Raw genomic sequence first — 21,796 nt, forward strand, 5'->3', positions numbered from 1 at the left:
CGCTGAAAGCTCTGTCCGCGTGATCTCAATGGCCATGATGATCCTCCCCGCCTCGAAAGGAGTGAATCACACCCTCGCTGAAATGGGAATCGCCCGCCGAGTCAAAGCCTCGCGCCTCTGGTATCAGTTGATGCGCTTGCCGGTTTCCCGATCGAACAGGTGCAGCGCGTCCGGGCGATAGGACAGGCGCAGGCTGTCGGGGATCGACCCTTCCGGCGGCAGCGCGATGGTCAGCTTCTCGCCGCCGGTCGTGCCATGGACCAGACGCTGCGCGCCCAGCTCCTCGATGGCCAAGACCTGCATCTCGATGGGGCCGTCCGGCGCAAGGGTCAGATCCTCGGGGCGGATGCCGACCATGCCCGCATGGGCGGTGCCCGGCAGATGCGGCACGGCGCGGCTGTCGATCAGGTTCATCGCCGGGCTGCCGATGAAGCCCGCCACGAAGGCCGAGGCCGGGCGGCGATAGACGTCCAGCGGCGTGCCGATCTGTTCGACCTTGCCGCCGTTCAGCACGACCAGCCGGTCGGCTAGGGTCATCGCCTCGAGCTGGTCATGCGTCACATAGATCGAGGTCGTGGCCAGACGCTTCTGCAGCTGCTTGATCTCGAGCCGCATGGCGACACGCAGCTTCGCGTCAAGGTTCGACAGCGGCTCGTCGAACAGGAACGCCGCCGGTTCGCGCACGATGGCGCGGCCCATCGCGACGCGCTGGCGCTGACCGCCCGACAGGGCGCGAGGCTTGCGGTCGAGGAACGGGCCGATCTGGAGGATCTCGGCGGCCTCGTTTACGCGGCGCTCGATTTCGGCCTTGGGGGTGCCGCGGTTCTTCAGGCCATAGGCCAGGTTCTGGCGCACCGACATGTGCGGATAAAGCGCGTAGTTCTGGAACACCATCGCGATGTCGCGTTCGGCCGGCTCCAGCTTGTTCACGACGCGGTCGCCGATGCGGACCTCGCCCTCGGAGATCTCCTCGAGGCCCGCGACCATGCGCAGAAGCGTGGACTTGCCGCAGCCCGAGGGGCCGACCAGCACGATGAATTCGCCGTCGGCGATGTCCAGATTGACGTCGCCCACCGCGCGGCTGCCGCCGGGATAAAGCTTGCCCAGATTGTGAAGGGTGATGGACGCCACGTTATTTCTCCGTCTCGACAAGACCTTTGACGAACAGGCGCTGCATGAAGATCACCACCAGAACGGGCGGGATCATCGCCAGCATGGCTGTCGCCATGACAAGATGCCATTGCGGCAGACCGTCCACGGCGTCAGCCATGCGGCGGATGCCGGCAACGATGGTGTAGTAATCCGCACTGGTCGTGATCAGCAGCGGCCAGAGATACTGGTTCCAGCCATAGATGAACAGGATCACGAAAAGCGCGGCGATATTGGTGCGCGACAGGGGCAGCAGGATGTCGCGGAAGAACTTCATCGGACCCGCGCCGTCGATGCGGGCGGCCTCGGTCAGCTCGTCCGGGATGGTCAGGAAGACCTGCCGGAACAGGAACGTGGCCGTGGCCGATGCGATCAGGGGGATCGTCAGGCCCGCATAGCTGTTCAGCATCCCCAGATCGGCGACGACCTGGAAGGTCGGCACGATCCGCACCTCGACCGGCAGCATCAGCGTGACGAAGATGCACCAGAAGGCCAGACCCCGGAAGGGAAAGCGGAAATAGACGATGGCAAAGGCCGACGTGACCGAGATCACGATCTTTCCGACCGCGATGCACATGGCCATGATGAGGCTGTTCAGCATCATGTGCCCGACCGCAGGCGTGCCGCTGGTCGACAGGCCGCTATCCAGCATGCGGCTGTAATTCTCGACCAGATGCGGGCCGGGCCACATCGGGATCGTGCCCGACATGAAGGCCGTCGGCCCATGGGTCGAGGCGACAAAGGCCACCCAGACCGGCAGCGCGACGACGCAGACGCCGAAGATCAGCAGAAGATGGGCGGCCAGGTGAAGGCCGGGGCGGTTCTCGATCATCAATAGGCCACCTTCTTCTCGATGAAGCGGAACTGGATCACGGTCAGCACCGTCACGATCAGCATCAGGAACACGGATTGCGCCGCGGAAGAGCCCATGTTCTGGCCGACGAAGCCGTCGAAATAGACCTTGTAGACCAGGATGTTCGTGGCCTGGGCAGGGCCGCCGCGCGTCGTCGTGTCGATCACGGCGAAGGTGTCGAACATCGCATAGACGATGTTGACGACCAGCAGGAAGAACGTCGTGGGCGACAGCAGCGGAAAGGTGATGTCGAAGAAGCGCCGCACCGGGCCCGCGCCGTCGATGGCGGCGGCCTCGCGCAGGCTGTTCGGGATCGCCTGCAGACCGGCCAGGAAGAACAGGAAGTTGTAGCTGATCTGCTTCCAGGCGCTGGCGATGACGACCAGCGTCATGGCATCGCCCGGATTGCTGATATGGTTCCAGTTATAGCCCAGCTGGCCCAGCATGTAGGGCATGATCCCCACGGTCGGGTTGAAGATGAACCACCACAGGATGCCCGCCACCGCAGGCGCCACCGCATAGGGCCAGACCAGCGCGGTCGTGTAGATGCGCGACGAGCGGATCATCCGGTCCACCGCCACCGCCAGAAGCAGTGCGAAGCCCATCGACAGCAGCGTCACCGAGACCGCGAAGACAGCCGTCACCTGAAGCGAGTTCAGGTATTCGGGGCTGTTCAGCAGCCTCTGAAAGTTCTCGAATCCGACAAAGGTCGTGCGGATGCCGAAGGCGTCCTGGCGCAGAAAGCTCTGCCGGATGGCCTGGGCGGCGGGCCACAGGAAGAAGACAAAGGTGATGGCCAGCTGCGGGGCCAGCAGAAGCCAGGGCAGAAGCTGGCTGTTGAATATCGTGCGCTTCATCCGGGTGACGGACCTTCATGCGGATCGGGGAAAGGTGCCAACAGGGGCCGCGCGGTGTCGCGCGGCCCCTGCGATCGTTCTGGGCAGATTACTGGTTCTGCGCCTGGAACTGTTCGATCAGGTCGTTGCCGCGCGCCACGACCGAGTCCAGCGCGGCCTGGGCATCCTTGGCGCCCGACAGCATCTGTTCGAATTCCTCGTCGATGATGCCGCGGATCTGGACGTAATTGCCAAAGCGCAGGCCCTTGGAATTCTCGGTCGGCTCGTTCAGCGTGATCTGCTGGATCGAGGTTTCGGCGCCGGGATTGTTGGCGTAGAAGCCCCGCTCGGTCGACAGGTCATAGGCGGCCTGGGTGATCGGCAGATAGCCGGTCGGCTCGGCCCAGTCGGCCTGGACCTCGGGCTGGGTCAGATAGTCGAAGAAGGCCGCGACGGCGCGGTATTCGTCATCCGACTTGCCCGACAGCACCCACAAGGTGGCGCCGCCGATGATCGAGTTCTGCGGCGCGCCCTCGATATCATCGTAATAGGGCAGCATCCCGAAGCCCAGATCGAAGGCTTCCGTGTTGGCGATCACGCCCGCGCGGGCGGCCGAGCTGGCCATGTAGATCGCGCATTCCTGCGCATAGAACGCCGGAGGCGCGTTGTCGCCGCCCACCGGGCCGCCATAGCGGAACAGGCCCTCGTCGGCCCATTGCTTCAGGTTGCCCCAGTGGCGCACCTGCGCCTCGCCGTTCAGGGTCAGGCGCGAATCCAGACCGGCAAAGCCGTTCTCGCCGGTGCCAATGGGCTGGTTGTGCCAGGCGCTGAAATTCTCGGTCTGGATCCAGCTGATCCACTGGCTGGTAAAGCCGCAGGGCGCCGCGCCGGATTCCATGATCTGGCGGCTCATCTGCTCCAGCTCCTGCCAGGTCCGGGGGGGCTGTTCGGGGTCAAGGCCGGCCGCCTCGAAGACGGTCTTGTTGTAATAGAGGATCGGGGTCGAGCTGTTGAACGGCATCGACAGCATGTTGCCGTTCGTGTCGGTGTAATAGCCCACGACCTGCGGCAGGAAGATCGAGGGATCGAATTCCTCGCCATGCTCCTCCATCAGCTGGTAGACGGGAACGATCGCGCCCTCGGCCGCCATCATCGTGCCGGTACCGACCTCGAAGACCTGCACGATGGCGGGCTGCTGGTTGGCGCGGAACGCGGCGATGGCCGCGGTCATCGTCTCGGGATAGGTGCCCTTGTAGGAGGGCATGACGCGGAACTCGTCCTGGCTGTCGTTGAAGTTCTGCGCGACCTGCTCAAGTTTCGCGCCAAGCTCGCCGCCCATGGCATGCCACCACTCGACGGTCGTCTGGGCCTTCGCGGCCCCGAGCGAGGCGATCAGCGCGATAGCCGATATTGTGCTGTAACGGATCATGTTCCCTCATTCCTCCCCTTTGGGGTTGCGTGACGCGCTCCGCCTATCGGCGCCCTGTGACGGTCACGCAAAGCCAATGTAACAGTCATGTAAAATTCAGACTGGGCGGTCAATATTTTTCGTTCCTGCGCGCAAGTTTTCTGAAGAGGTGCAATTTTCTGCGAATGCGAACAAAACCATCCGTCAAATCGCAAAAAAGCCCGCATCCACGAGGGATGCGGGCCAGAGCCGCCGCCCCTTGGGGCGGGTGGCAGGGGACGGGTTGCGCCTTACGAGGCGGGCAGCAGCACCGCGTCGATGACGTGGATGACGCCGTTCGACTGGTCCACATCGGCGATGGTGACGGTGGCGGCATTGCCGTTCTCGTCGGTGATCTGGACCGAGCCGTCCTCGGCGACCGAAGCGGTCAGGGTGCAGCCGCCCACCGTTTCCAGCGCGGCCTCGCCGCCGCCGGCCTCGATCAGTTCGGCCACCTGGGCGGCATGCACGTCACCGGCGACGACATGGCAGGTCAGGATGGTCTGAAGCTGTTCCAGGTTCTCGGGCTGCAGCAGCGTCTCTACGGTGCCGTCGGGCAGCGCCTCGAAGGCGGCGTTGACGGGCGCGAAGACGGTGAACGGCCCTTCGCCGGCCAGCGTATCGACCAGGCCGGCGGCCTGCACGGCGGCGACCAGCGTGGTGTGATCGGCGGAGTTCACGGCATTCTCGACGATGTTGCGGTCCGCAAGCATCTCGGCGCCGCCGACCATCGGATTGGCGTGATTGTCAGCCATGGCCGGCAGGGCCACCATCATGCTGGTTGCAAGGATCGAGGCACCGAGGGTCTTGAAGCGGTTGGTCATGATATCCTCCAGTTTATGGTGGCGGGCGATCCGGTCGCCCGATGCCCTTATTCACGAGAGGGGCACGGCGAAGTTGCCGGTGGTCGATCAACTCGGTCTGACATCGCCGTGATCGCGCGGCGGGGGCAGCGCCATGAAAAGACCCGCCCCGGCCTTTGGCCGAGGCGGGTCGGGATGCCGCAACGAGGGCGGCTGTTAAGAGGCGGGCAGCAGCACCGTGTCGATCACGTGGATGACGCCGTTGGACTGGTCCACATCCGGGATGTTCACGACCGCCGTCGTGCCGTTCTCGTCCGAGATCAGCAGCGCATTGTCAGTATCGCGGATCGAGGCGGTCAGCGTGCAGCCGCCCACCGTCTGCAATTCGGCGCTGCCGCCGCCGCGCATGATCATGCGGCCCACTGCCGGCGAGAACGCCTCGGTCGGAACGACGTGGCAGGTCAGGATCGTCTGCAGCGTGGCCAGGTTCTCGGGCTTCAGCAGATCCTCGACCGTGCCGGCGGGCAGCTTGGCGAAGGCCGCGTTGGTCGGCGCAAAGACGGTGAAGGGGCCGGGGCCGGTCAGGGTCTCGGCCAGACCGGCGGCCTGCACGGCGGCGACCAGCGTGGTGTGGTCGGCCGAGTTCAGCGCGTTCTCGACGATGTTGCGGTTCGGAAACATCTCGGCGCCGCCGACGATGCGGTTCTGCGCGATGGCGGGCACGGCCAGCGCGATGCTGGCGGCAAGCAGGGCGCCGAGTTTCAGGGATGCGTGACGCATGGTGATTTTCCTCCGTTGGCGGGGTGCCGTTCGCACCCTCTGAGCCCAGCCACGGAGCGGGCGCGGCCAAGTTGCCCGCGCCCCGGTTCAGTTGATCACGATGACGTGAGCGGCGCGATGGCGACGACCGGGCCGGTCGCCTGCCCGGTGGGCGAGCCGCCCTCGGGTTCGTCCGACAGCGCGATGCGGATCGCGTCGGAAGGGTCCAGCCCCTCGGGTAGGGTCATGCGCAGATTGCCCTCGCGCGGGACGAGGCCGATCGAGATCGGCGCGGATCCGTCCGGCTCGATCCACCAGATCTCGTAATCGCGGCCGGCGGCAGCAGGGCCGCTTTCCAGCGCGATCTCCATCTCGCGGCCCTCGACCAGGGCAGCGACCCGTAGCGCCTGATCCTCGGAAACCAGTTCGGCGCGATAATCGGGACCGGCAGGCGCCGGGGCCTCGCGTCCGGGCAGGCCGGGCAGCACCAGGATCGCGGCCAGCACGGCGACGGCCAGCAGCCCGCCCAGCACCGCCCAGGGGCCGCGCCACCAGCCGCTGCGAGCCGTCGGATCCTCGGACAGCGGCGCGGCGGTGTGTCCCAGGCGTTCACGGATGCCCTGCCGGGCGCGGGCGGGGGCCATGACGGGCGTCAGGCTTTCGGCCATCGCGGCCAGCCGTTCCTGCCAGTCGCGCACCTGCTGGGCAAAGGCCGGGTCGGTCGACAGGCGGGCCACGGCGGCCTCGGCCTCGGGGCCGGACAGCAGCCCAAGCGCCAGCTCGGCGGCCAGCGCCTGATCCTGTTCGTCGGGCGTGAGGGGAAGATCCTCGGTCATTGGCTTACACAATCCTTCAGGCGCAGCAGGCTGCGGCGCAGCCAGCTTCGCACGGTATTGATCGGCATCCCTTCGCGTTCGGCCAGATCGGCATAGGTGACGCCCTCAAGATAGACGGCCCGCACGGCATGGGCCTGCGGCGCGGCAAGCTGGGCCAGGCATTCGTCCAGCATCCGCCGTTCCTGCGCGCGGATGGCGGCGTGTTCCGGGCCGGGCGCGTCGCTGGGCATGGTCTCGGCCGCCTCGGCGGGGGCGGTGGCGGGGCGCGAACTGCGCGCCCGCAGCCGGTCGATGGAACGGTTGCGCGCGATGGTGATCAGCCATGTCATCGGCGACAGCCCGTTCGAGGCATAGCGCGAGGCGTTCTGCCAGATGCGTATATAGACCTCCTGCAGCGTTTCCTCGGCCTCGGGGCGGTCCTTCAGGACCGACAGGCAGATGGCGTGAAGCTTGGCCGAGGTCGCCTCGTAAAGCTGGTCGAAGGCATCGCGGTCCCCCAGAGCCACGCGGGCGATCAGCTGTTCCAGTTCGGTGCGGCGAACGTCTGTCACGGGCGGTCCGTCCTGTTGTGCAAAGTCGCGCCACCTTATGAAAGGGGGCATGGCGCGTCAACGCGGCCTCCTTGCGCCTTCGGCGGGAATGCGCGATCAATGCGCCGACATGCAGGAAAGGGCCGGACCGATGCTGGACATGAACGCCAAACCCACCGAAGAGATCGACCTGCGCGAGGTGTTCGGTCTGGACAGCGACATGAAGGTCAAGGGCTTCGCCGAACGCAGCGAGCGCGTGCCCGAGATCGACAGCACCTACAAGTTCGACCCCGACACGACGATGGCGATCCTGGCGGGCTTTGCCTACAATCGGCGCGTGATGATCCAGGGCTATCACGGCACCGGCAAGTCCACGCATATCGAACAGGTCGCCGCGCGCCTCAACTGGCCCTGCGTGCGGGTGAACCTGGACAGCCATGTCAGTCGGATCGACCTGATCGGCAAGGACGCGATCAAGCTGGTGGACGGCAAGCAGGTGACGGTCTTCCACGAGGGCATCCTGCCCTGGGCGCTGCGCAACCCCACCGCCATTGTCTTTGACGAATACGATGCGGGCCGCGCCGACGTGATGTTCGTGATCCAGCGCGTGCTCGAGACCGACGGCAAGCTGACCCTTCTGGACCAGAACGAGGTCATCACGCCGAACCCCTATTTCCGCCTGTTCGCGACGGCCAACACCGTGGGCCTCGGCGACACCACGGGCCTTTACCACGGCACGCAGCAGATCAACCAAGGCCAGATGGACCGCTGGTCGCTGGTCGCGACGCTGAACTACCTCAGCCACGACGCCGAGGCCGCCATCGTCCTCGCCAAGGTGCCGCAATACAACAACGAGAAGGGCCGCAAGACGATCGGCCAGATGGTGACCTTGGCCGATCTGACGCGCACCGCCTTCATGCAGGGCGACCTGTCCACCGTCATGTCACCGCGCACGGTCATCGCCTGGGCGCAGAACGCGCGCATCTTCAACAATGTGGGCTATGCGTTCCGGCTGACCTTCCTCAACAAGTGCGACGAACTGGAGCGTCAGACAGTGGCCGAGTTCTACCAGCGCCTGTTCGACGAAGAGCTGCCCGAAAGCGCGGCCGCCAAGGCGCTGTGATGCGCGCGGCGCTGGCCCTTGCGCTGATGGCGGGGCCGGCGCTGGCCCAGCTTGGCGATGACGAGGCGGCGATCCTGCCGCGCGTCCTCTCGGCCGTTCCGGTCGAGATCTCGGACGCCCATATCGGCGAGGAACGCGCCATCCTTCTGGCGGACGAGGCCGAGGGGCTGGCCGATCTGGTCATCCTTGCGGGCCATCCTGACGAAGCGGCAGGCCAGGCGGTCGTCGTGGCGCGTGGCCTGGTCTGGGCCGGGCAGATGGCGGGGCAGGGGCCGTTTCTCGAACTTGCGCCGAATGGCAGCCTGCGTGTGCAGTCGCAACAGACGGCCATCGGCCGCCACGCCTGGGAGGAAACGCTGACCCTTGCCGAACGCGACGGCCAGATCCTGGTGGCGGGCTATACGCTGACCTCGTGGGACCGGATCACCGCCTTTTCGGGGCGCTGCGACTGGAACCTTCTGTCGGGGCGGTGGGAATCCGTCTCGGGCGGGCCGGACTCCGATGACGTGACGCTGAGCGGGCGCGAGGCGCTACGCGTGACGCCTGCCGAATGGGCGGCGCGCGGGGGCGAGGCGCCGGAATTCTGCCGCTTCGACAGTGGCGACTAGGCGCAGCCGCGCCCCCTTGCCTGCGCGCGCCGGTGGTGGTCTATCTTGGTCATGACGAAATCCGACAATCCCGCCGATCCCTTCAAGAAGGCCCTGACCGAGGCCACCCGCGCCCTGTCGGGCGAGGGCGAGCTGAACGTGACCTTCAGTGCCGACCCGGCCGGGGTGACGGGCGACACGATGCGTCTGCCTCTGGTCAGCCGGCGGATGTCGCGCGACGAGGTGCTGCTGGCGCGCGGCACCGCCGATGCGCTGGCGATGCGGATGCGCCATCACGACGCAGCGACCCATGCGCGCTATGCCCCCGCAGGCCCCATGGCGCGCGAGATCTACGAGGCGCTGGAAACCGCCCGCTGCGAGGCGCTCGGGGCGCGCGACATGCCGGGTGCGCTGTCCAATATCGACGTGCGGATCGGCGCGGATGCCGACAAGAAGGGCTATTCCCAGATCAAGTCTCCCGCCGACGCGCCCTTGTCGGTGGCGGCTGGCTACGTGCTGCGGCAGGCCGCCACGGGCCGCGCCCTGCCGCCCGGTGCACAGCATGTGGCCGATCTGTGGCGCCCCTTCATCGAGGAACAGGCAGGCGGTGCGCTGGCCGATGTGGATGCGGCGCTTGCCGACCAGTCGTCCTTTGCGCGTCTGGCCCGCCGGATCATCAGCGACCTGGGCTATGGCGACCAGCTGGGCGAGGACCCGGACCAGCCGCAGGAAGATGACGGCGAGGATTCCTCGGAGGAGGAGGAAGAAGCCGGCGACAACCAGGCGCGCGACCAGGATGACAGCGACGAGGCCGAGGCCAGCCCCGAACGCAGTCAGGAACAGACCCAGGACGAGCGTCAGGCCCAGGTCAGCATGGACGATTCCTCGGACGAGGAGATGGGCGACGAGGCCGAGATGCCCGAGGCCGAGACCCCGCCCGACCTGCCGCCTCCGGTCAGCGAGGCCAGCGCCGATTACAAGGTCTTTGCCCAGACCTGGGACGAGGAGATCCGCGCCGAGGATCTGGCCGACCCGGCCGAGCTGGAACGCCTGCGCGCCTATCTGGACAAGCAGCTTGATCCCCTGCGCGGCGCGGTCTCGCGGCTGGCCAACAAGCTGCAGCGCCGTCTTCAGGCGCAGCAGAACCGCAGCTGGGAATTCGACAAGGAAGAGGGCGTTCTGGATGCGGGCCGTCTGGCGCGCGTCGTCGCGAACCCGACCACGCCCCTGTCCTTCAAGGTCGAGAAGGACACCGAGTTCCGCGACACGGTCGTCACGCTGTTGATCGACAATTCCGGCTCGATGCGCGGGCGGCCCATCAGCATTGCCGCGATCTGCGCCGATGTCCTGGCGCGCACGCTGGAACGCTGCAGCGTCAAGGTCGAGATCCTGGGCTTCACCACCCGCGCCTGGAAGGGCGGGCAATCGCGCGAGGCCTGGCTGGCCGGTGGCCGTCCCGCGCAGCCGGGCCGCCTGAACGACTTGCGCCACATCATCTACAAGCCCGCCGACGCGCCCTGGCGGCGGGTGCGGCCCAATCTTGGCCTGATGATGAAAGAGGGCCTGCTGAAGGAAAACATCGACGGCGAAGCGCTGGAATGGGCGCATAAGCGCCTGCTGAAACGGCCCGAGGCGCGCAAGATCCTGATGGTGATCTCGGACGGCGCGCCGGTCGATGACAGCACGCTATCGGTGAACCCCGCGAACTTTCTGGAGCGTCATCTGCGCGACGTGATCGCGATGGTGGAAAGGAAGCGCGCGGTGGAATTGCTGGCCATCGGCATCGGCCATGACGTGACGCGCTATTACCAGCGCGCGGTCACGATCACCGATGCCGAACAACTGGCCGGCGCGATCACCGAACAGCTTGCCGCCCTGTTCGACAGCGACCCGCGCAAGCGCGCGCGGGTGCTGGGCATGGGGTCGCAGCGGCGGGGTTGACCCGCCGCAGCACGTTCAGAACGCATAGGCCAGTCGCAGGCCGCCCCAGTGCCGGCCATGCACCACGATGGGCGCCGACACGTCCTTCATCATCGCGAATTGCCCGCCGCCCATGTCGCGGCGATAGACCTGCATCAGGAAGGGGGCGGTCGAACGCCCGGCCCCCAGACCCACGCGATCGTCAAAGATGCGGCGGTTGCGGCAATTGGCCATGTTCCAGACCGGATCGCGCCCCTGCGGCTGCGAGAACCGGCGGTTATGGGTCGGCAGATAGCCGTTGCGATCGACCGCCGCACAAAAGATCGCGCCGGGATTGGCAACCAGCGCCTCTTCCTGGATGGGGGGGAACAGGCGGTCGGTCAGGGTCGTGAACGCCGCCATGACCTGCGGCGGGTTCGTGCCGGGGATCGGCTGATAGCGCATGTCGAACAGCGCATCGGTCGAGATCTCGCCCCGGTCGATGGCGCCTTCCAGCGCCTCGGACAGGGCGCGCGCGCGCTTCTGCACATCGTTGATCTGGCGCGCGTCGTCGGTTCGTCCGCCAAGCGCATAGGCGGTCTGGATCAGCCCCTCGCTTTGCGAGATCAGCTTGCCGACCCGTCCGCGCGCCTCGTCCACCGTTCCGGTCTGGTGCCGGACCGAATTGCCAAGCGCGTCAAAGACGGGGCCGAACGCGTCGACCTCGTGGCGCATCCGGCCCGCGCTGTCGCGCATCTCTTGCAGGTGGCTGCCGATGATGCCGCTGGATTGAGACACGACGCCAAGAGCCGTTTCGGCCTCGCGGGTCTGGGTCAGGCTGGCTTCGGCCTGTTCCGATGTCTGCGCGGCTTCCGACTGAAGGTCGCGCAGCATCACGCCAAGCGACTGGATCGTTTCGGTCACGTCGCGCGCGGCGCTTTCGGTCTGGCCCGACAGGTTGGTGACCGCCTCGGCGATGATGCCGAAGCCGCTGCCGGCCGAGCCGGCGCGGACGGCCTCGATCCGGGCATTGATCGCCAGGATGTTCACCTCGCGCGCGATCCGCAGGATCTCCTGGTTGGATTTGCGGGCGGCGGCCATGGCCTGGTCGATCTCGGCCAGGCGCGAGGCGAAGGCGGCGACCCAGGCGATCACGTCCTGGCTGCTGCCCATCGCCGTGCGCAATTGCCGCGACGCGCCCTCCAGCGTGCCCGACAGGGATTCGAAGTCGCCGCCCAGACGGTCGGACAGGTCGATCATCGACAGCCCGGCCGAGGACAGGCGCCCTGAAGCCTCGCTGACCGTGTCCAGCCGCGCGGCCTGGTCCTTGGCGGCGGCAAGCACAGAGTCCAGGAATCCGGTCACGTCCACGATGTCATGCCCCAGCCGCGTGGCAGCGTCGGCGATCGCGTCCAGCTGACCATCCGGTTCAGGCATGACGTGCGATGGTCTCAAAGCGTCGTCGATCGAATGTTCAAGCATATGGGCCACCCTCTTGTCCAACTCGCAGGAGGGTGCAAGCCACATGCCAGTGTCAACATGACGTCTCCAATTGCATCTATCCGCTTCCGGAAGGAGGGGGCCCAGCCGCGCGCCCGTGTCGCAGGCGCGGGCGGAACCCCGCGCTGCGCCGGCGCGTTCCCCGGATGAACCAGTGAATAGCGAGCAAGAGATGTCCCATAACCACGAACCGCCCAAGGCCGCATCGCGCCACAAGCCCGCGTTGATCGCCATCGCGATCGCGATGCTGGCGGCGCTGATCGCCTTCATGGTGTTCCGCCCCGGTGTCGAGGATGACGGCGGCGACGGCATCGCCACGACCCCCCCGCCCGCCGAGGTGACCTCGACCGAGGCCGAGGGCCGGGAAGAGGAAACCGATCCGCCCGTCGTCCCGGATGCGGTCACGCCCGATGGCGCCACGGGCGCCGGTATGGGCGTGGAAGGCGCGGGGACCACGCCCGCCCCGACGCAGTGACACGATAGTCCGGTCCTGACGGTTTCGTGACCGCCTTTGCGCGGTGACTTTGCCCTCGGCCTCTGAGATAAACGCAACAAACGTGCGGCAAGCACGGACAGGCGATGATCTTGGACAAGAGGGAACGGGGCAGGATGAAACATCTGGTCAGGCTGCTGCTTGGGGTGGTGATTGTGGCAGTGGCGGTGGCGTGTTCCCGAACGCCGCCGCGGACCAGCGCTCCGCAGATGGGACGCGGGGTCATGGAAGTCTCGCCCGGACCGGGCGCCAACCCAGCCCTTGGCGATCGCGCACCACATCCCTGGAGCGGCGGTTCGCCCTATGTGCATCAGGTCCACGGCATCGACGTGTCGCGCTGGCAGGGCGACATCGACTGGATGCGGGTGCGCAATGCGGGCATCAGCTTCGCCTTCATCAAGGCGACCGAAGGAGGCGATCATGCCGACCCAAATTTCCGCCGCTACTGGGCGCAATCGGCTCAGGCCCGCATCCCGCGGGGGGCGTATCACTTCTATTTCTTCTGCCGCACGGGGGCGGAGCAGGCGCGCTGGTTCATCCAGAATGTCCCGCGCGAGGCCGGGTCGCTGCCGCCCGTGCTGGACCTTGAATGGACCAACTCGCGCAATTGCCCGCGCCGTCCCCCGGCCAGCGAGATTCACCGCGAGGCGAATATCTTCATGGATATCGTCGGGCGGCATTACGGGCAGCGGCCGATCATCTACACCACCGTAGATTTCTACCGCGAGAACGACATGGGGCGCATGAATGCCGAATTCTGGCTGCGCTCGGTCGCCAATCACCCCAGCGTGACCTATCCGGGGCAGCGCTGGACCTTCTGGCAATATACCGGCACAGGCATCGTCCCCGGCATCCAGGGGGACACTGACATCAACGCCTTTGTCGGTTCCGCTCAGGACTGGGCAAGATGGTTGCAGAGACGCATGGTCAGGTAAGACAGGCGCATCGCTGGCTGATGGTGGAATTCGCGGCGCTCTATATCGGGGCGCCGCTTGTCATTGCGCTGTTTCTGCCGCCGGGGCAGCTGTTCACCGCGCTGGCTCTGGTCAGCGTCGCGGGCATGGCGCTGCTGTGGCATACGGGCGGCTTTCAGTGGCGTGCGCTGGTGCGCGGCTGGCGGCGAATGCCCTGGCTGGAGCTGGCGGGGATCAGCGCGGCCACGCTGGCGGCGGGCTGGATCATCCTGTCGCTGATGCGCCCCGAGGCGTTGTGGTTCCTGCCCCGCAACCGGCCCGATTTCCTGATGGTGCTGTTCCTGCTCTATCCTCTTCTGTCGGCGCTGCCGCAGGAGCTGGTCTTTCGCCCGTTGTTCTTTCACCGCTACGGCGCGATCCTGCCGAACGGGCAGGGGGCCATCGCGCTGAACGCCGGGATCTTCGCCTTCGCGCATCTGATGTACTGGTCCTGGATCGTCGCGGTGATGACCTTCATCGGCGGCTGGATCTTCGCGCGCGCCTACCTGCGCCACGGCTTCCCGGCGGCCTTTGTCCTGCATGCCGTGGCGGGAAACCTGCTGTTCGCGATCGGGATGGGGGTCTATTTCTACACCGGCAATGTCACGCGCCCGTTCTGAGCACCGCGACAATGGTTGACTTCCCGCGCGTCCCGCGTTTTCTGCGGGGGCTGGAAACACGGGGACCAAGATCATGCACGCCTATCGCAGCCATACCTGCGGCGACCTCAAAGCCGCCCATGCCGGTGAAACCGTCCGCCTGTCGGGCTGGGTGCACCGGGTGCGCGACCACGGAGGCGTGCTGTTCGTCGATCTGCGCGACCATTACGGCATGACGCAGGTTCTGGCCGACAGCGACAGCCCGGCCTTTGCCGCGATGGACAAGCTGCGCTCCGAGACGGTGATCCGCATCGACGGCCGCGTGAAGCTGCGCGATGCTTCGCTGGTCAACCCCAAGCTGCCCACCGGCGAGATCGAGGTCTACGCGACCGAGATCGAGGTTCTGGGCCCCGCCGACGAACTGCCGCTGCCGGTCTTCGGCGATCAGGACTATCCCGAGGAGACGCGGCTGGCCTATCGCTTCCTCGACCTGCGCCGCGAGAGCCTGCACAACAACATCATGCTGCGCTCGCGCGTAATCCGCTCGATCCGCAACCGGATGTGGGATCAGGGTTTCACCGAATTCCAGACGCCGATCATCACGGCCAGCTCGCCCGAAGGGGCGCGCGACTTCCTTGTCCCCTCGCGCCTGCATCCGGGCAAGTTCTACGCGCTGCCGCAGGCCCCGCAGCAGTTCAAGCAGCTGATCATGGTCGCGGGCTTCGACAAGTATTTCCAGATCGCGCCCTGCTTCCGCGACGAGGACCCGCGCGCCGACCGCTCGCCCACCGATTTCTACCAGCTGGACATGGAGATGTCCTTCGTCCGGCAGGAGGATGTCTTTGCCACTGTCCAGCCGGTCATCCAAGGCCTGTTCGAGGAATTCGGCGGCGGTCGTCGCGTCGATCCGGACTGGCCGCTGATCCCCTATGCGGAATCGCTGCTGAAATACGGCACCGACAAGCCGGACCTGCGCAACCCGATCGAGATGCAGATCGTCAGCGACCATTTCCGCGGCTCGGGCTTCGCGATCTTCGCCAAGCTCTTGGAGCAGGAAGGCACCGAGGTCCGCGCCATCCCCGCGCCCACCGGCGGCAGCCGCAAGTTCGCCGACCGCATGAACGCCTTTGCCCAGTCGCAGGGCCTGCCCGGCATGGGCTACATCTTCTGGCGCAAGGCCGAGGACGGTTCGACCGAAGCCGCAGGCCCCATCGCCAAGGCTCTGGGCGCCGAGAAGACCGAGGCGATCCGCCTCCAGCTGGGTCTGGGCGAGGGGGACGCGGCCTTCTTCCTCGGCGGCAAGCCCGAGCAGTTTGAGGCGGTGGCCGGCCGCGCCCGCACCGAGATCGGGCGCGAACTGGGCCTGATCGACGAGAACCAGTTCAAGTTCGCCTGGATCGTCGATTTCCCGATGTACGAGAAGACCGACGACGGCAAGATCGACTTCAGCCACAACCCCTTCTCGATGCCGCAGGGCGGGATGGAGGCGCTGTCGGGCGATCCGCTCAAGGTGCTGGGCTATCAATACGACCTGGCGTGCAACGGCTACGAGCTGATTTCGGGCGCGATCCGCAACCACAAGCCCGAGATCATGTTCAAGGCCTTCGAACTGGCGGGCTATCCGGCCTCCGAGGTGGAAAAGCGCTTTGGCGGCATGGTCAAGGCGTTCCGCTATGGCGCGCCCCCGCATGGCGGCTGCGCGGCCGGGATCGACCGGATCGTGATGCTGCTGGCCGACGAGGTGAACATCCGCGAGGTCATCATGTTCCCGATGAACCAGCGCGCCGAGGATCTGATGATGGGCGCCCCGTCCGAGCCGACGAACGAACAGCTGCGCGACCTGCGCCTGCGCGTCCTGCCGCGCGAGTGATTGCAGGGCAGGGCGGGTTCCGTAACGTCCGCGCCCTGCCAAAGCGCTTTTCGCAAAAGGCTTTTGTCGCTTAACATCCTTCCCGAGGACGGAGAACAGTCCCGGGGAGGAAGCATGAACGACGACGCATCGCCGCCACGGCCGTGGCTGGCGTCCTACGGCACATCCATACCGCGCGACCTGCCGGCGCCACGCTATCGCAGCCTGGCCGATCTGGCCGACCGGACCTGCCGTCAGAATGCCGCCCGCACGGCCTTTACCTGCGTCGTGCCCAACGGCATGAACGGCAGCCTGTCCTATGCGAGGCTGGCCGAGATGTCGGATGCCTTCGCGGCCTTTCTGCGGATCGATTGCGGCTTGCAGCCGGGCGACCGCGTGGCCGTGCAGCTGCCCAACGGGCTGGCCTATCCGGTCGCGGCCTTCGGCACGTTCAAGGCGGGCTGCGTTCTGGTGAACACAAACCCGCTGTATACCGCGCCCGAGATGATCCACCAGTTTCGCGACAGCGGCGCCAAGGTGCTGGTCATCGTGGACATGTTCGCCGACAAGCTGGCCGAGGTGATCGCGCAGACCGATATCGGCACCGTGGTCCTGGCGGGCGTGTCGGAATTCTTCCCGTCCCTGCCACGCCTGATCGTGCGGGGGGTGCAGAAATACTGGAACCGGGTCCTGCCGCCCGTGCCGGACCTGCCGGTCCGCACCCTTCGGCTGCGCGCGGCGCTGAAGGCGGGCCGCGCGCATCGCGCCCCGGTCGCGGATTACTGGCAGGGCACGGGCCGCGACGATCTGGCGCTGCTGCAATATACCGGCGGCACGACGGGGGTGGCCAAGGGCGCGATGCTGACCCATGGCAACATCCTGGCCAATCTGGATCAGGTCCATGCGGTGTCGGGCGGGGTGATGACGCGCGACGATTGCGTGCTGACGGCGCTGCCGCTTTACCACATCTTCGCCTTCACCGCGAACCTGATGACCTTTTTCGAACTGGGCGCGCGCAACATCCTGATCCCCTCGCCGCGTCCGGTGCAGAACCTCCAGCGCGCGATCGAGAATTATCCCGTGACCTGGATCACCGGGGTGAACACGCTCTTCAACGGCCTGATGAACGAGGAATGGTTCGCCGCTTATCCGCCCCGCAGGCTGCGCGCCGCCATTGCAGGCGGCACGGCCCTGCATCAGGCTGTCGCGCGGCGCTGGCAGGCGATGACCGGGACGCCTTTGGCCGAAGGCTACGGGCTGACCGAAACCGCGCCTCTGGTCAGCTTCAACCCGCTGGACGACCGCGCGCGCCCCGGCAGCATCGGCCTGCCGGTGCCGGGCTGCGACGTGGTGCTGATGGACGATGACGGCCGTCCCGTCGCGCAGGGCCAGCCGGGCGAGCTTGCCGTGCGCGGCCCGCAGGTGATGCGCGGCTACTGGCAGCGCGACGACGAGACCGCGCGGACCATGCGCGAGGGCTGGCTGCTGACCGGCGATGTCGCGGTGATGGACGAGGGCGGCTTCCTGCGGATCGTGGACCGCAAGAAGGATCTGGTGCTGGTCTCGGGCTTCAACGTCTATCCCAACGAGGTCGAGGATGTGCTGTCCTTGATGGAGGGGGTGCTCGAATCCGCGGTCGTCGCCATCCCCGACGCGAAAACCGGCGAGGCCGTGCGCGCCTATATCGTGCGCAACCCCGACCACCCGGCCGAGCTGACCGAGGCCGAGATCACCGCGCATTGCCGCAGCCATCTGACCGATTACAAGCGGCCGCGTTCGATCATCTTCCGCGACGAGCTGCCCAAATCTCCCATCGGCAAGATCCTCCGCAAGGATCTCAAGGCCGAGATCGCCCGTGAATTCGCCGGAAAGGGTGCGCCATGCTGACGGAAACCGAAACCACGCTGCTGGGGATCATGATGATGGTCATCATGCTGGGCATGGGCTCGTCGATGACCTGGCGCGACTTCCTCATCGCTTTCCGCAAGCCCAAGGGCATTCTGGTGGGGCTTGTGTCGCAATACGTCATCATGCCGTTTCTGGGCTACGCCCTGGCGATGATCCTCGGCCTGCCTCCGGCGATGGCGGTGGGCCTGATCCTGATCGCCTGCATGCCGGGCGGGACGACCAGCAACATCTTCGCCTATTTCTCCAAAGGCGTGCTGGCTCTGTCGATCATGATGACGACGGTCTCGACCCTGGTCGCGGTGGTGACGGTGCCGCTGCTGCTGAACTTCTACAGCGGGCTGGCGGGAGTCACCGGCGAATATGTGATTCCCGCCGGCAATATCGCGCAGGTGCTGATCGTCCTTCTGGTGCCCACGGTGCTGGGCATGGTGCTGCGCAAGGTCAACGCCAATGCCGGCGCCACGATCGAGCTGCTGGGTTCGCTTCTGGGTGTGATCGTCATCCTGTTCCTGATCGGGTCCTGGGTGCCGCGCAATTACGAGATGCTGCTGAACACGGGCCTGCCGGTCTATATCGCCGCCATCGGCATCGGCCTGACGGGCATGCTGCTGGGCTACTGGCTGGCGCGCGCGCTGCGGCAGGACAGCAACCGCGCGCGGACCATAAGCCTTGAGACGGGGATCCAGAACGGGCCGCTGGCCGCGCTGGTGATCACGCTGACCTTCACCGGCACCCAGCAGCAGGAGGTCCTGTTCATCCCGGTCCTCTACAGCCTGTTCATTGTGATCACCTCGTCCTTCGTGACGATGTGGTATCGCCGCAATGCCACCGCCGAGGCGCTGGCGCGCGACGCCGCCAAGATCCGGGTCTGAGGCCTACATCTCAGCCACGCGGGACAGGCGGTCATGGACCATCGTGCTGACACGCGCGAGGTCGGCGGCCACCGCGTGCCCTGCCTCGTGGTCGCGGGCCAAAGCGGTCGCGGCCTGTTCCAGCGCGCGGTCATGGGCCGAACGCGCGACGCCGGCCAGAAAGCGGGCGATATACTCGATCTCGGCCGTGTCGCGGGCCTGGGTCAGCACCTCGGCCACATGGGCCAGATCGTCGCGCAGGCCCGAAGGGTCGGGCTGGATCATGTCGTCGGGCAGCAGCCGCAGCCCCGGCCCGGTCTGTTCGGGCGGCATGGCGGACAGTATCGCCTGCTGGAACCGCGCAAGGCTTTCGACAGGCTTGGGCAGGAACCCGTCCGCCCCGGCGGCAAGGGCCACAGCCTCGGCATCAGGGTCGCCCGAGATGCCCAGGATCACCGGCACGCGGTGATCGGCCCGCGCCATCTGGCGGATCAGATCGGCCCCGTCGCCATCCGGCAGGCCCAGATCCACGATCACCACGGCAGGGCGGTAGGTCTGCAGATGCCGCGCCGCCGAGGCCAGGCAATCCGCGCGGCGAATCCGCGCACCCGAGCGCAGGCAGAGCAGGCGCACCGCCTCGCTGGCAAAGCGCGAATCCTCGACCACAAGGACGGTCAGGCCGGTCAACGGCCGCTTGGGCAGCGATAAGCGCCACACGGGCAAGGGCTTTTCGACTGCTTGCTGCTGATGTGTCTGCATCGTTCGATCCCCTCAACGGCTTTCCGACAGTAGAGACCGAATCGCTAAGGCGCGGTTAACCGCACCCGGTTTTTCTTTCCCCCGCGCGACGAAAGGCGTAGAACGCGCGCCAGACGGAGGAAAAGATGATCGGACGCCTGAATCATGTGGCCATCGCCGTGCCGGACCTTGCGGCATCCTCGGCGCAATATCGCGACACGCTGGGCGCGGTGGTCCACCCGCCGCAGGACGAGCCTGATCACGGCGTCACCGTGGTCTTCATCGACCTGCCGAACACCAAGATCGAACTGGTCGCGCCGTTGGGCGACGACAGCCCCATCGCGGCCTTCCTCGAACGGAACCCCGCCGGCGGCATCCACCATATCTGCTACGAGGTCGTCGACATCCTGGCCGCGCGCGACCGCCTGAAGGCCGAGGGCGCGCGCGTCCTGGGCACGGGCGAGCCGAAGATCGGCGCGCACGGCAAACCGGTGCTGTTCCTGCATCCCAAGGATTTCAACGGCTGCCTGATCGAACTGGAGCAAGTCTGATGAGCCTGACCGGCGGAATCGTCCTTTACGCGTCCCTGTGGTTCCTGACCCTGTTCGTCGTCATGCCGATCGGCCAGCGCAGCCAGGCCGATGCGGGCGAAATCGTGCGCGGCACCCATGCCGGCGCGCCCGCCGGCGTACCCTGGCGGCGCAAGCTGGTCTGGACCACGCTGATCACCTCGCTGACCTGGGCGGTGATCGCCTTCATCATCTTTGGCGAGATCATCACCCGGTCGGATATTTCGCATCTGGACCAGCTGATCCGCTGACCCTGTGGTAAAGATGCGTGAACGCCGCCGCGGCCAGCAGGGGCAGGGCGATGTTCAGCAGCGGCACGGTCAGGCCCACCGCGACCAGCGCGCCGGTGATCAGGATCGTGCCGGAATGGCGACGCCGCAGGCTGCGGGCCTCGGGTTCTGACAGGTGGCGACGCGCCGCCATCTGGAAGAATTCGCGCCCCAGCAGCCAGCCATTCGCGCCGTAGAAAAGGGCCGGCGCCAGCGGACCCAGAAACGGCGTCAGCAGCAGCGCCACAAGGCCCACACCCAGCACCGCCGCCATCACCGCCAGCGATTCCAGCAGCGAATCCATGAAATCCAGCGAGACGCCCTGCCGCAGCGGATAATGCCGCCGCTCGACCTCGGCGGCGACATTTTCGGCGAAAAGGCCCGAGAAGAGGGCCGCGACGGGCGCCATCACGAAGATGCCCATCAGCGGAAACAGCGCCAGCGATCCCCATGATAGGACAGGGCCGATCTGGACCTCGCCCAGCCACGGCAGAGAGAACCCGCCTGGCACCATCAGCCGCAGCGCCCAGAAGATCGCGGCCTGAAGCCCGATGAACAGCGCGATGGTCAAGGCGGCGCCGGCCAGAACCAGCCGCAGCGTGGCCGGCCGCAGCAGGTCCGCCCAGCCAAGCGCCAGAGCATGAAGGGCGCGGATCATTCCAGCCAGCGCGTCTTGGCCTCGATATCCGGGCGGGGACGGTCGGGCGGGTTGTCCTTGCGCGTGCCGATATGGACCAGCCCGGCCACACGCTCGGCCGAAGCGAGGCCCAGATGCGCCTGCGCGAAATCGCGGTCAAGCGCGGCGAAGCCCGTCAGCCAGCTTGCGCCCCAGCCCGAAGCGAGCGCCGCATTGACCAGACCCAGACAGACCGCGCCGGCTGACAGGACCTGTTCCCATTCAGGCACTTTGGGGCTTTCGACCGGGCTGTGGATCACCGCAACGATCAGGGGCGATGCCAGTGCCGATGCGGCCTTGTCGGCGGCGGCTTCGTCCTGGCCCGCATCCAGAACCGCCCTGTGCAGGATGGGCGCCAAGCGGTCCAGAGCGGGTCGCGTCAGGACCAGAAAGCGCCACGGCTCGAGCTTGCCGTGATCAGGGGCGCGGGCGGCGAGGGTCAGCATCCGCATCACTTCGTCCCGGTCGGGCGCGGGCGCGGCAAGAAGCTTGGGCGGATGCGAACGCCTGGTCGCCAGAAAGGCCAGGGCTGCGTCGTTGCGGTGCTGCATCTTGGTTTCCTCTTGCGG

Annotated in this window: 23 protein-coding genes; 11 read left to right on the top strand and 12 right to left on the bottom strand. The window is 66.6% G+C overall.

The window, feature by feature from the left end; translation table 11 throughout:
• Positions 1–123: 123 nt before the first annotated feature.
• From QAR72_RS04710 to QAR72_RS04745, 8 genes are all read right to left on the bottom strand, one after another.
• A complete protein-coding gene (locus tag QAR72_RS04710; RefSeq protein ID WP_304616213.1) occupies positions 124–1,131 on the bottom strand; it encodes a sn-glycerol-3-phosphate import ATP-binding protein UgpC in 1,008 nt (335 codons plus the stop codon).
• A 1-nt stretch (position 1,132) separates the two neighbouring features.
• Positions 1,133–1,981: a sn-glycerol-3-phosphate ABC transporter permease UgpE gene (gene ugpE, locus QAR72_RS04715; RefSeq protein WP_304616214.1), complete on the bottom strand. Its 849-nt coding sequence runs from the start codon at positions 1,979–1,981 to the stop codon at positions 1,133–1,135.
• Positions 1,981–2,859, bottom strand: a complete 879-nt coding sequence (ugpA, locus tag QAR72_RS04720; RefSeq protein WP_304616215.1) for a sn-glycerol-3-phosphate ABC transporter permease UgpA — start codon at positions 2,857–2,859, stop codon at positions 1,981–1,983. Before ugpA ends, ugpE begins: the two co-directional genes overlap by 1 nt.
• Positions 2,860–2,947: 88 nt before the next feature.
• Positions 2,948–4,267, bottom strand: a complete 1,320-nt coding sequence (gene ugpB / locus QAR72_RS04725) for a sn-glycerol-3-phosphate ABC transporter substrate-binding protein UgpB (protein WP_304616216.1) — start codon at positions 4,265–4,267, stop codon at positions 2,948–2,950.
• Between the two features lie 269 nt (positions 4,268–4,536).
• A complete protein-coding gene (locus QAR72_RS04730; RefSeq protein WP_442953552.1) occupies positions 4,537–5,109 on the bottom strand; it encodes a fasciclin domain-containing protein in 573 nt (190 codons plus the stop codon).
• Between the two features lie 195 nt (positions 5,110–5,304).
• Complete coding sequence (locus QAR72_RS04735; protein WP_304616217.1) at positions 5,305–5,868, bottom strand: fasciclin domain-containing protein; 564 nt, start codon at positions 5,866–5,868, stop codon at positions 5,305–5,307.
• Between the two features lie 95 nt (positions 5,869–5,963).
• Positions 5,964–6,683 (bottom strand): anti-sigma factor, encoded by a 720-nt coding sequence (locus tag QAR72_RS04740; RefSeq protein ID WP_304616218.1) that lies wholly within the window; start codon positions 6,681–6,683, stop codon positions 5,964–5,966.
• Entirely contained in the window at positions 6,680–7,234 is a 555-nt protein-coding gene (locus QAR72_RS04745; RefSeq protein ID WP_304616219.1) for a sigma-70 family RNA polymerase sigma factor, read from the bottom strand. The genes QAR72_RS04740 and QAR72_RS04745 overlap by 4 nt, the downstream gene beginning before the upstream one ends.
• A gap of 130 nt (positions 7,235–7,364) precedes the next feature.
• On the opposite strand from QAR72_RS04745, the gene cobS reads away from it, so the two are divergent.
• Genes cobS through cobT form a run of 3 tightly spaced genes read left to right on the top strand, consistent with a single transcriptional unit; the run spans position 7,365 to position 10,864 of the window.
• The gene (gene cobS, locus QAR72_RS04750) at positions 7,365–8,336 is read left to right on the top strand and encodes a cobaltochelatase subunit CobS (protein WP_304616220.1); all 972 of its coding nucleotides are present in this window, start codon (positions 7,365–7,367) and stop codon (positions 8,334–8,336) included.
• Positions 8,336–8,944 carry a hypothetical protein gene (locus QAR72_RS04755; RefSeq protein ID WP_304616221.1) on the top strand — a complete coding sequence of 203 codons (609 nt, stop codon included), beginning with the start codon at positions 8,336–8,338 and terminating at the stop codon, positions 8,942–8,944. Before cobS ends, QAR72_RS04755 begins: the two co-directional genes overlap by 1 nt.
• A 51-nt stretch (positions 8,945–8,995) precedes the next feature.
• Complete coding sequence (cobT, locus tag QAR72_RS04760) at positions 8,996–10,864, top strand: cobaltochelatase subunit CobT (protein ID WP_304616222.1); 1,869 nt, start codon at positions 8,996–8,998, stop codon at positions 10,862–10,864.
• A 15-nt stretch (positions 10,865–10,879) separates the two neighbouring features.
• On the opposite strand, the gene QAR72_RS04765 is transcribed toward cobT, so the two are convergent.
• Positions 10,880–12,259 carry a methyl-accepting chemotaxis protein gene (locus QAR72_RS04765; protein WP_304616223.1) on the bottom strand — a complete coding sequence of 460 codons (1,380 nt, stop codon included), beginning with the start codon at positions 12,257–12,259 and terminating at the stop codon, positions 10,880–10,882.
• Between the two features lie 235 nt (positions 12,260–12,494).
• On the opposite strand from QAR72_RS04765, the gene QAR72_RS04770 reads away from it, so the two are divergent.
• From QAR72_RS04770 to QAR72_RS04795, 6 genes are all read left to right on the top strand, one after another.
• Positions 12,495–12,797 (top strand): hypothetical protein, encoded by a 303-nt coding sequence (locus QAR72_RS04770; protein ID WP_304616224.1) that lies wholly within the window; start codon positions 12,495–12,497, stop codon positions 12,795–12,797.
• Between the two features lie 227 nt (positions 12,798–13,024).
• Positions 13,025–13,750 (top strand): glycoside hydrolase family 25 protein, encoded by a 726-nt coding sequence (locus tag QAR72_RS04775; RefSeq protein WP_304616225.1) that lies wholly within the window; start codon positions 13,025–13,027, stop codon positions 13,748–13,750.
• Complete coding sequence (locus QAR72_RS04780; RefSeq protein ID WP_304616226.1) at positions 13,723–14,388, top strand: CPBP family intramembrane glutamic endopeptidase; 666 nt, start codon at positions 13,723–13,725, stop codon at positions 14,386–14,388. The genes QAR72_RS04775 and QAR72_RS04780 overlap by 28 nt, the downstream gene beginning before the upstream one ends.
• A 73-nt stretch (positions 14,389–14,461) precedes the next feature.
• On the top strand, positions 14,462–16,237 hold the full coding sequence (gene aspS / locus QAR72_RS04785) for an aspartate--tRNA ligase (protein WP_304616227.1): 1,776 nt from the start codon (positions 14,462–14,464) through the stop codon (positions 16,235–16,237).
• Between the two features lie 114 nt (positions 16,238–16,351).
• Positions 16,352–18,103, top strand: coding sequence for an AMP-binding protein (locus QAR72_RS04790; protein ID WP_304616228.1), 1,752 nt, complete (start codon positions 16,352–16,354; stop codon positions 18,101–18,103).
• Entirely contained in the window at positions 18,097–18,996 is a 900-nt protein-coding gene (locus QAR72_RS04795) for a bile acid:sodium symporter family protein (RefSeq protein ID WP_304616229.1), read from the top strand. Before QAR72_RS04790 ends, QAR72_RS04795 begins: the two co-directional genes overlap by 7 nt.
• Positions 18,997–18,999: 3 nt before the next feature.
• Here the strand turns inward: QAR72_RS04795 and QAR72_RS04800 are convergent, their stop codons facing one another.
• Entirely contained in the window at positions 19,000–19,734 is a 735-nt protein-coding gene (locus tag QAR72_RS04800; RefSeq protein WP_442953553.1) for a response regulator, read from the bottom strand.
• A gap of 125 nt (positions 19,735–19,859) precedes the next feature.
• Between QAR72_RS04800 and mce the strand changes: the two genes are divergently transcribed.
• Both mce and QAR72_RS04810 read left to right on the top strand, forming a co-directional pair.
• Positions 19,860–20,264, top strand: coding sequence for a methylmalonyl-CoA epimerase (gene mce / locus QAR72_RS04805; RefSeq protein ID WP_304616231.1), 405 nt, complete (start codon positions 19,860–19,862; stop codon positions 20,262–20,264).
• A complete protein-coding gene (locus QAR72_RS04810) occupies positions 20,264–20,533 on the top strand; it encodes a DUF1467 family protein (RefSeq protein ID WP_304616232.1) in 270 nt (89 codons plus the stop codon). The genes mce and QAR72_RS04810 overlap by 1 nt, the downstream gene beginning before the upstream one ends.
• On the opposite strand, the gene QAR72_RS04815 is transcribed toward QAR72_RS04810, so the two are convergent.
• Positions 20,490–21,209, bottom strand: coding sequence for an EI24 domain-containing protein (locus QAR72_RS04815; protein WP_304616233.1), 720 nt, complete (start codon positions 21,207–21,209; stop codon positions 20,490–20,492). The two genes, QAR72_RS04810 and QAR72_RS04815, sit on opposite strands and share 44 nt — an antisense overlap.
• Positions 21,206–21,778 (bottom strand): nitroreductase family protein, encoded by a 573-nt coding sequence (locus tag QAR72_RS04820; protein ID WP_304616234.1) that lies wholly within the window; start codon positions 21,776–21,778, stop codon positions 21,206–21,208. The genes QAR72_RS04815 and QAR72_RS04820 overlap by 4 nt, the downstream gene beginning before the upstream one ends.
• Positions 21,779–21,796: the final 18 nt, after the last annotated feature.

The organism is Paracoccus sp. (in: a-proteobacteria), from assembly GCF_030604785.1.
Taxonomy (GTDB): domain Bacteria; phylum Pseudomonadota; class Alphaproteobacteria; order Rhodobacterales; family Rhodobacteraceae; genus Paracoccus.

What these genes read in the sequence shown, in the direction of transcription:
- ugpE (WP_304616214.1), bottom strand. Translation starts at nt 1,981, where the DNA reads ATGATCGAGAACCGCCCCGGCCTTCACCTGGCCGCCCATCTTCTGCTG.
- ugpA (WP_304616215.1), bottom strand. Translation starts at nt 2,859, where the DNA reads ATGAAGCGCACGATATTCAACAGCCAGCTTCTGCCCTGGCTTCTGCTG.
- ugpB (WP_304616216.1), bottom strand. Translation starts at nt 4,267, where the DNA reads ATGATCCGTTACAGCACAATATCGGCTATCGCGCTGATCGCCTCGCTC.
- QAR72_RS04730 (WP_442953552.1), bottom strand. Translation starts at nt 5,109, where the DNA reads ATGACCAACCGCTTCAAGACCCTCGGTGCCTCGATCCTTGCAACCAGC.
- QAR72_RS04735 (WP_304616217.1), bottom strand. Translation starts at nt 5,868, where the DNA reads ATGCGTCACGCATCCCTGAAACTCGGCGCCCTGCTTGCCGCCAGCATC.
- QAR72_RS04740 (WP_304616218.1), bottom strand. Translation starts at nt 6,683, where the DNA reads ATGACCGAGGATCTTCCCCTCACGCCCGACGAACAGGATCAGGCGCTG.
- cobS (WP_304616220.1), top strand. Translation starts at nt 7,365, where the DNA reads ATGCTGGACATGAACGCCAAACCCACCGAAGAGATCGACCTGCGCGAG.
- QAR72_RS04755 (WP_304616221.1), top strand. Translation starts at nt 8,336, where the DNA reads ATGCGCGCGGCGCTGGCCCTTGCGCTGATGGCGGGGCCGGCGCTGGCC.
- cobT (WP_304616222.1), top strand. Translation starts at nt 8,996, where the DNA reads ATGACGAAATCCGACAATCCCGCCGATCCCTTCAAGAAGGCCCTGACC.
- QAR72_RS04765 (WP_304616223.1), bottom strand. Translation starts at nt 12,259, where the DNA reads ATGCCTGAACCGGATGGTCAGCTGGACGCGATCGCCGACGCTGCCACG.
- QAR72_RS04770 (WP_304616224.1), top strand. Translation starts at nt 12,495, where the DNA reads ATGTCCCATAACCACGAACCGCCCAAGGCCGCATCGCGCCACAAGCCC.
- QAR72_RS04775 (WP_304616225.1), top strand. Translation starts at nt 13,025, where the DNA reads ATGGGACGCGGGGTCATGGAAGTCTCGCCCGGACCGGGCGCCAACCCA.
- QAR72_RS04780 (WP_304616226.1), top strand. Translation starts at nt 13,723, where the DNA reads ATGGTTGCAGAGACGCATGGTCAGGTAAGACAGGCGCATCGCTGGCTG.
- aspS (WP_304616227.1), top strand. Translation starts at nt 14,462, where the DNA reads ATGCACGCCTATCGCAGCCATACCTGCGGCGACCTCAAAGCCGCCCAT.
- QAR72_RS04790 (WP_304616228.1), top strand. Translation starts at nt 16,352, where the DNA reads ATGAACGACGACGCATCGCCGCCACGGCCGTGGCTGGCGTCCTACGGC.
- QAR72_RS04795 (WP_304616229.1), top strand. Translation starts at nt 18,097, where the DNA reads ATGCTGACGGAAACCGAAACCACGCTGCTGGGGATCATGATGATGGTC.
- QAR72_RS04800 (WP_442953553.1), bottom strand. Translation starts at nt 19,734, where the DNA reads ATGCAGACACATCAGCAGCAAGCAGTCGAAAAGCCCTTGCCCGTGTGG.
- mce (WP_304616231.1), top strand. Translation starts at nt 19,860, where the DNA reads ATGATCGGACGCCTGAATCATGTGGCCATCGCCGTGCCGGACCTTGCG.
- QAR72_RS04810 (WP_304616232.1), top strand. Translation starts at nt 20,264, where the DNA reads ATGAGCCTGACCGGCGGAATCGTCCTTTACGCGTCCCTGTGGTTCCTG.
- QAR72_RS04815 (WP_304616233.1), bottom strand. Translation starts at nt 21,209, where the DNA reads ATGATCCGCGCCCTTCATGCTCTGGCGCTTGGCTGGGCGGACCTGCTG.
- QAR72_RS04820 (WP_304616234.1), bottom strand. Translation starts at nt 21,778, where the DNA reads ATGCAGCACCGCAACGACGCAGCCCTGGCCTTTCTGGCGACCAGGCGT.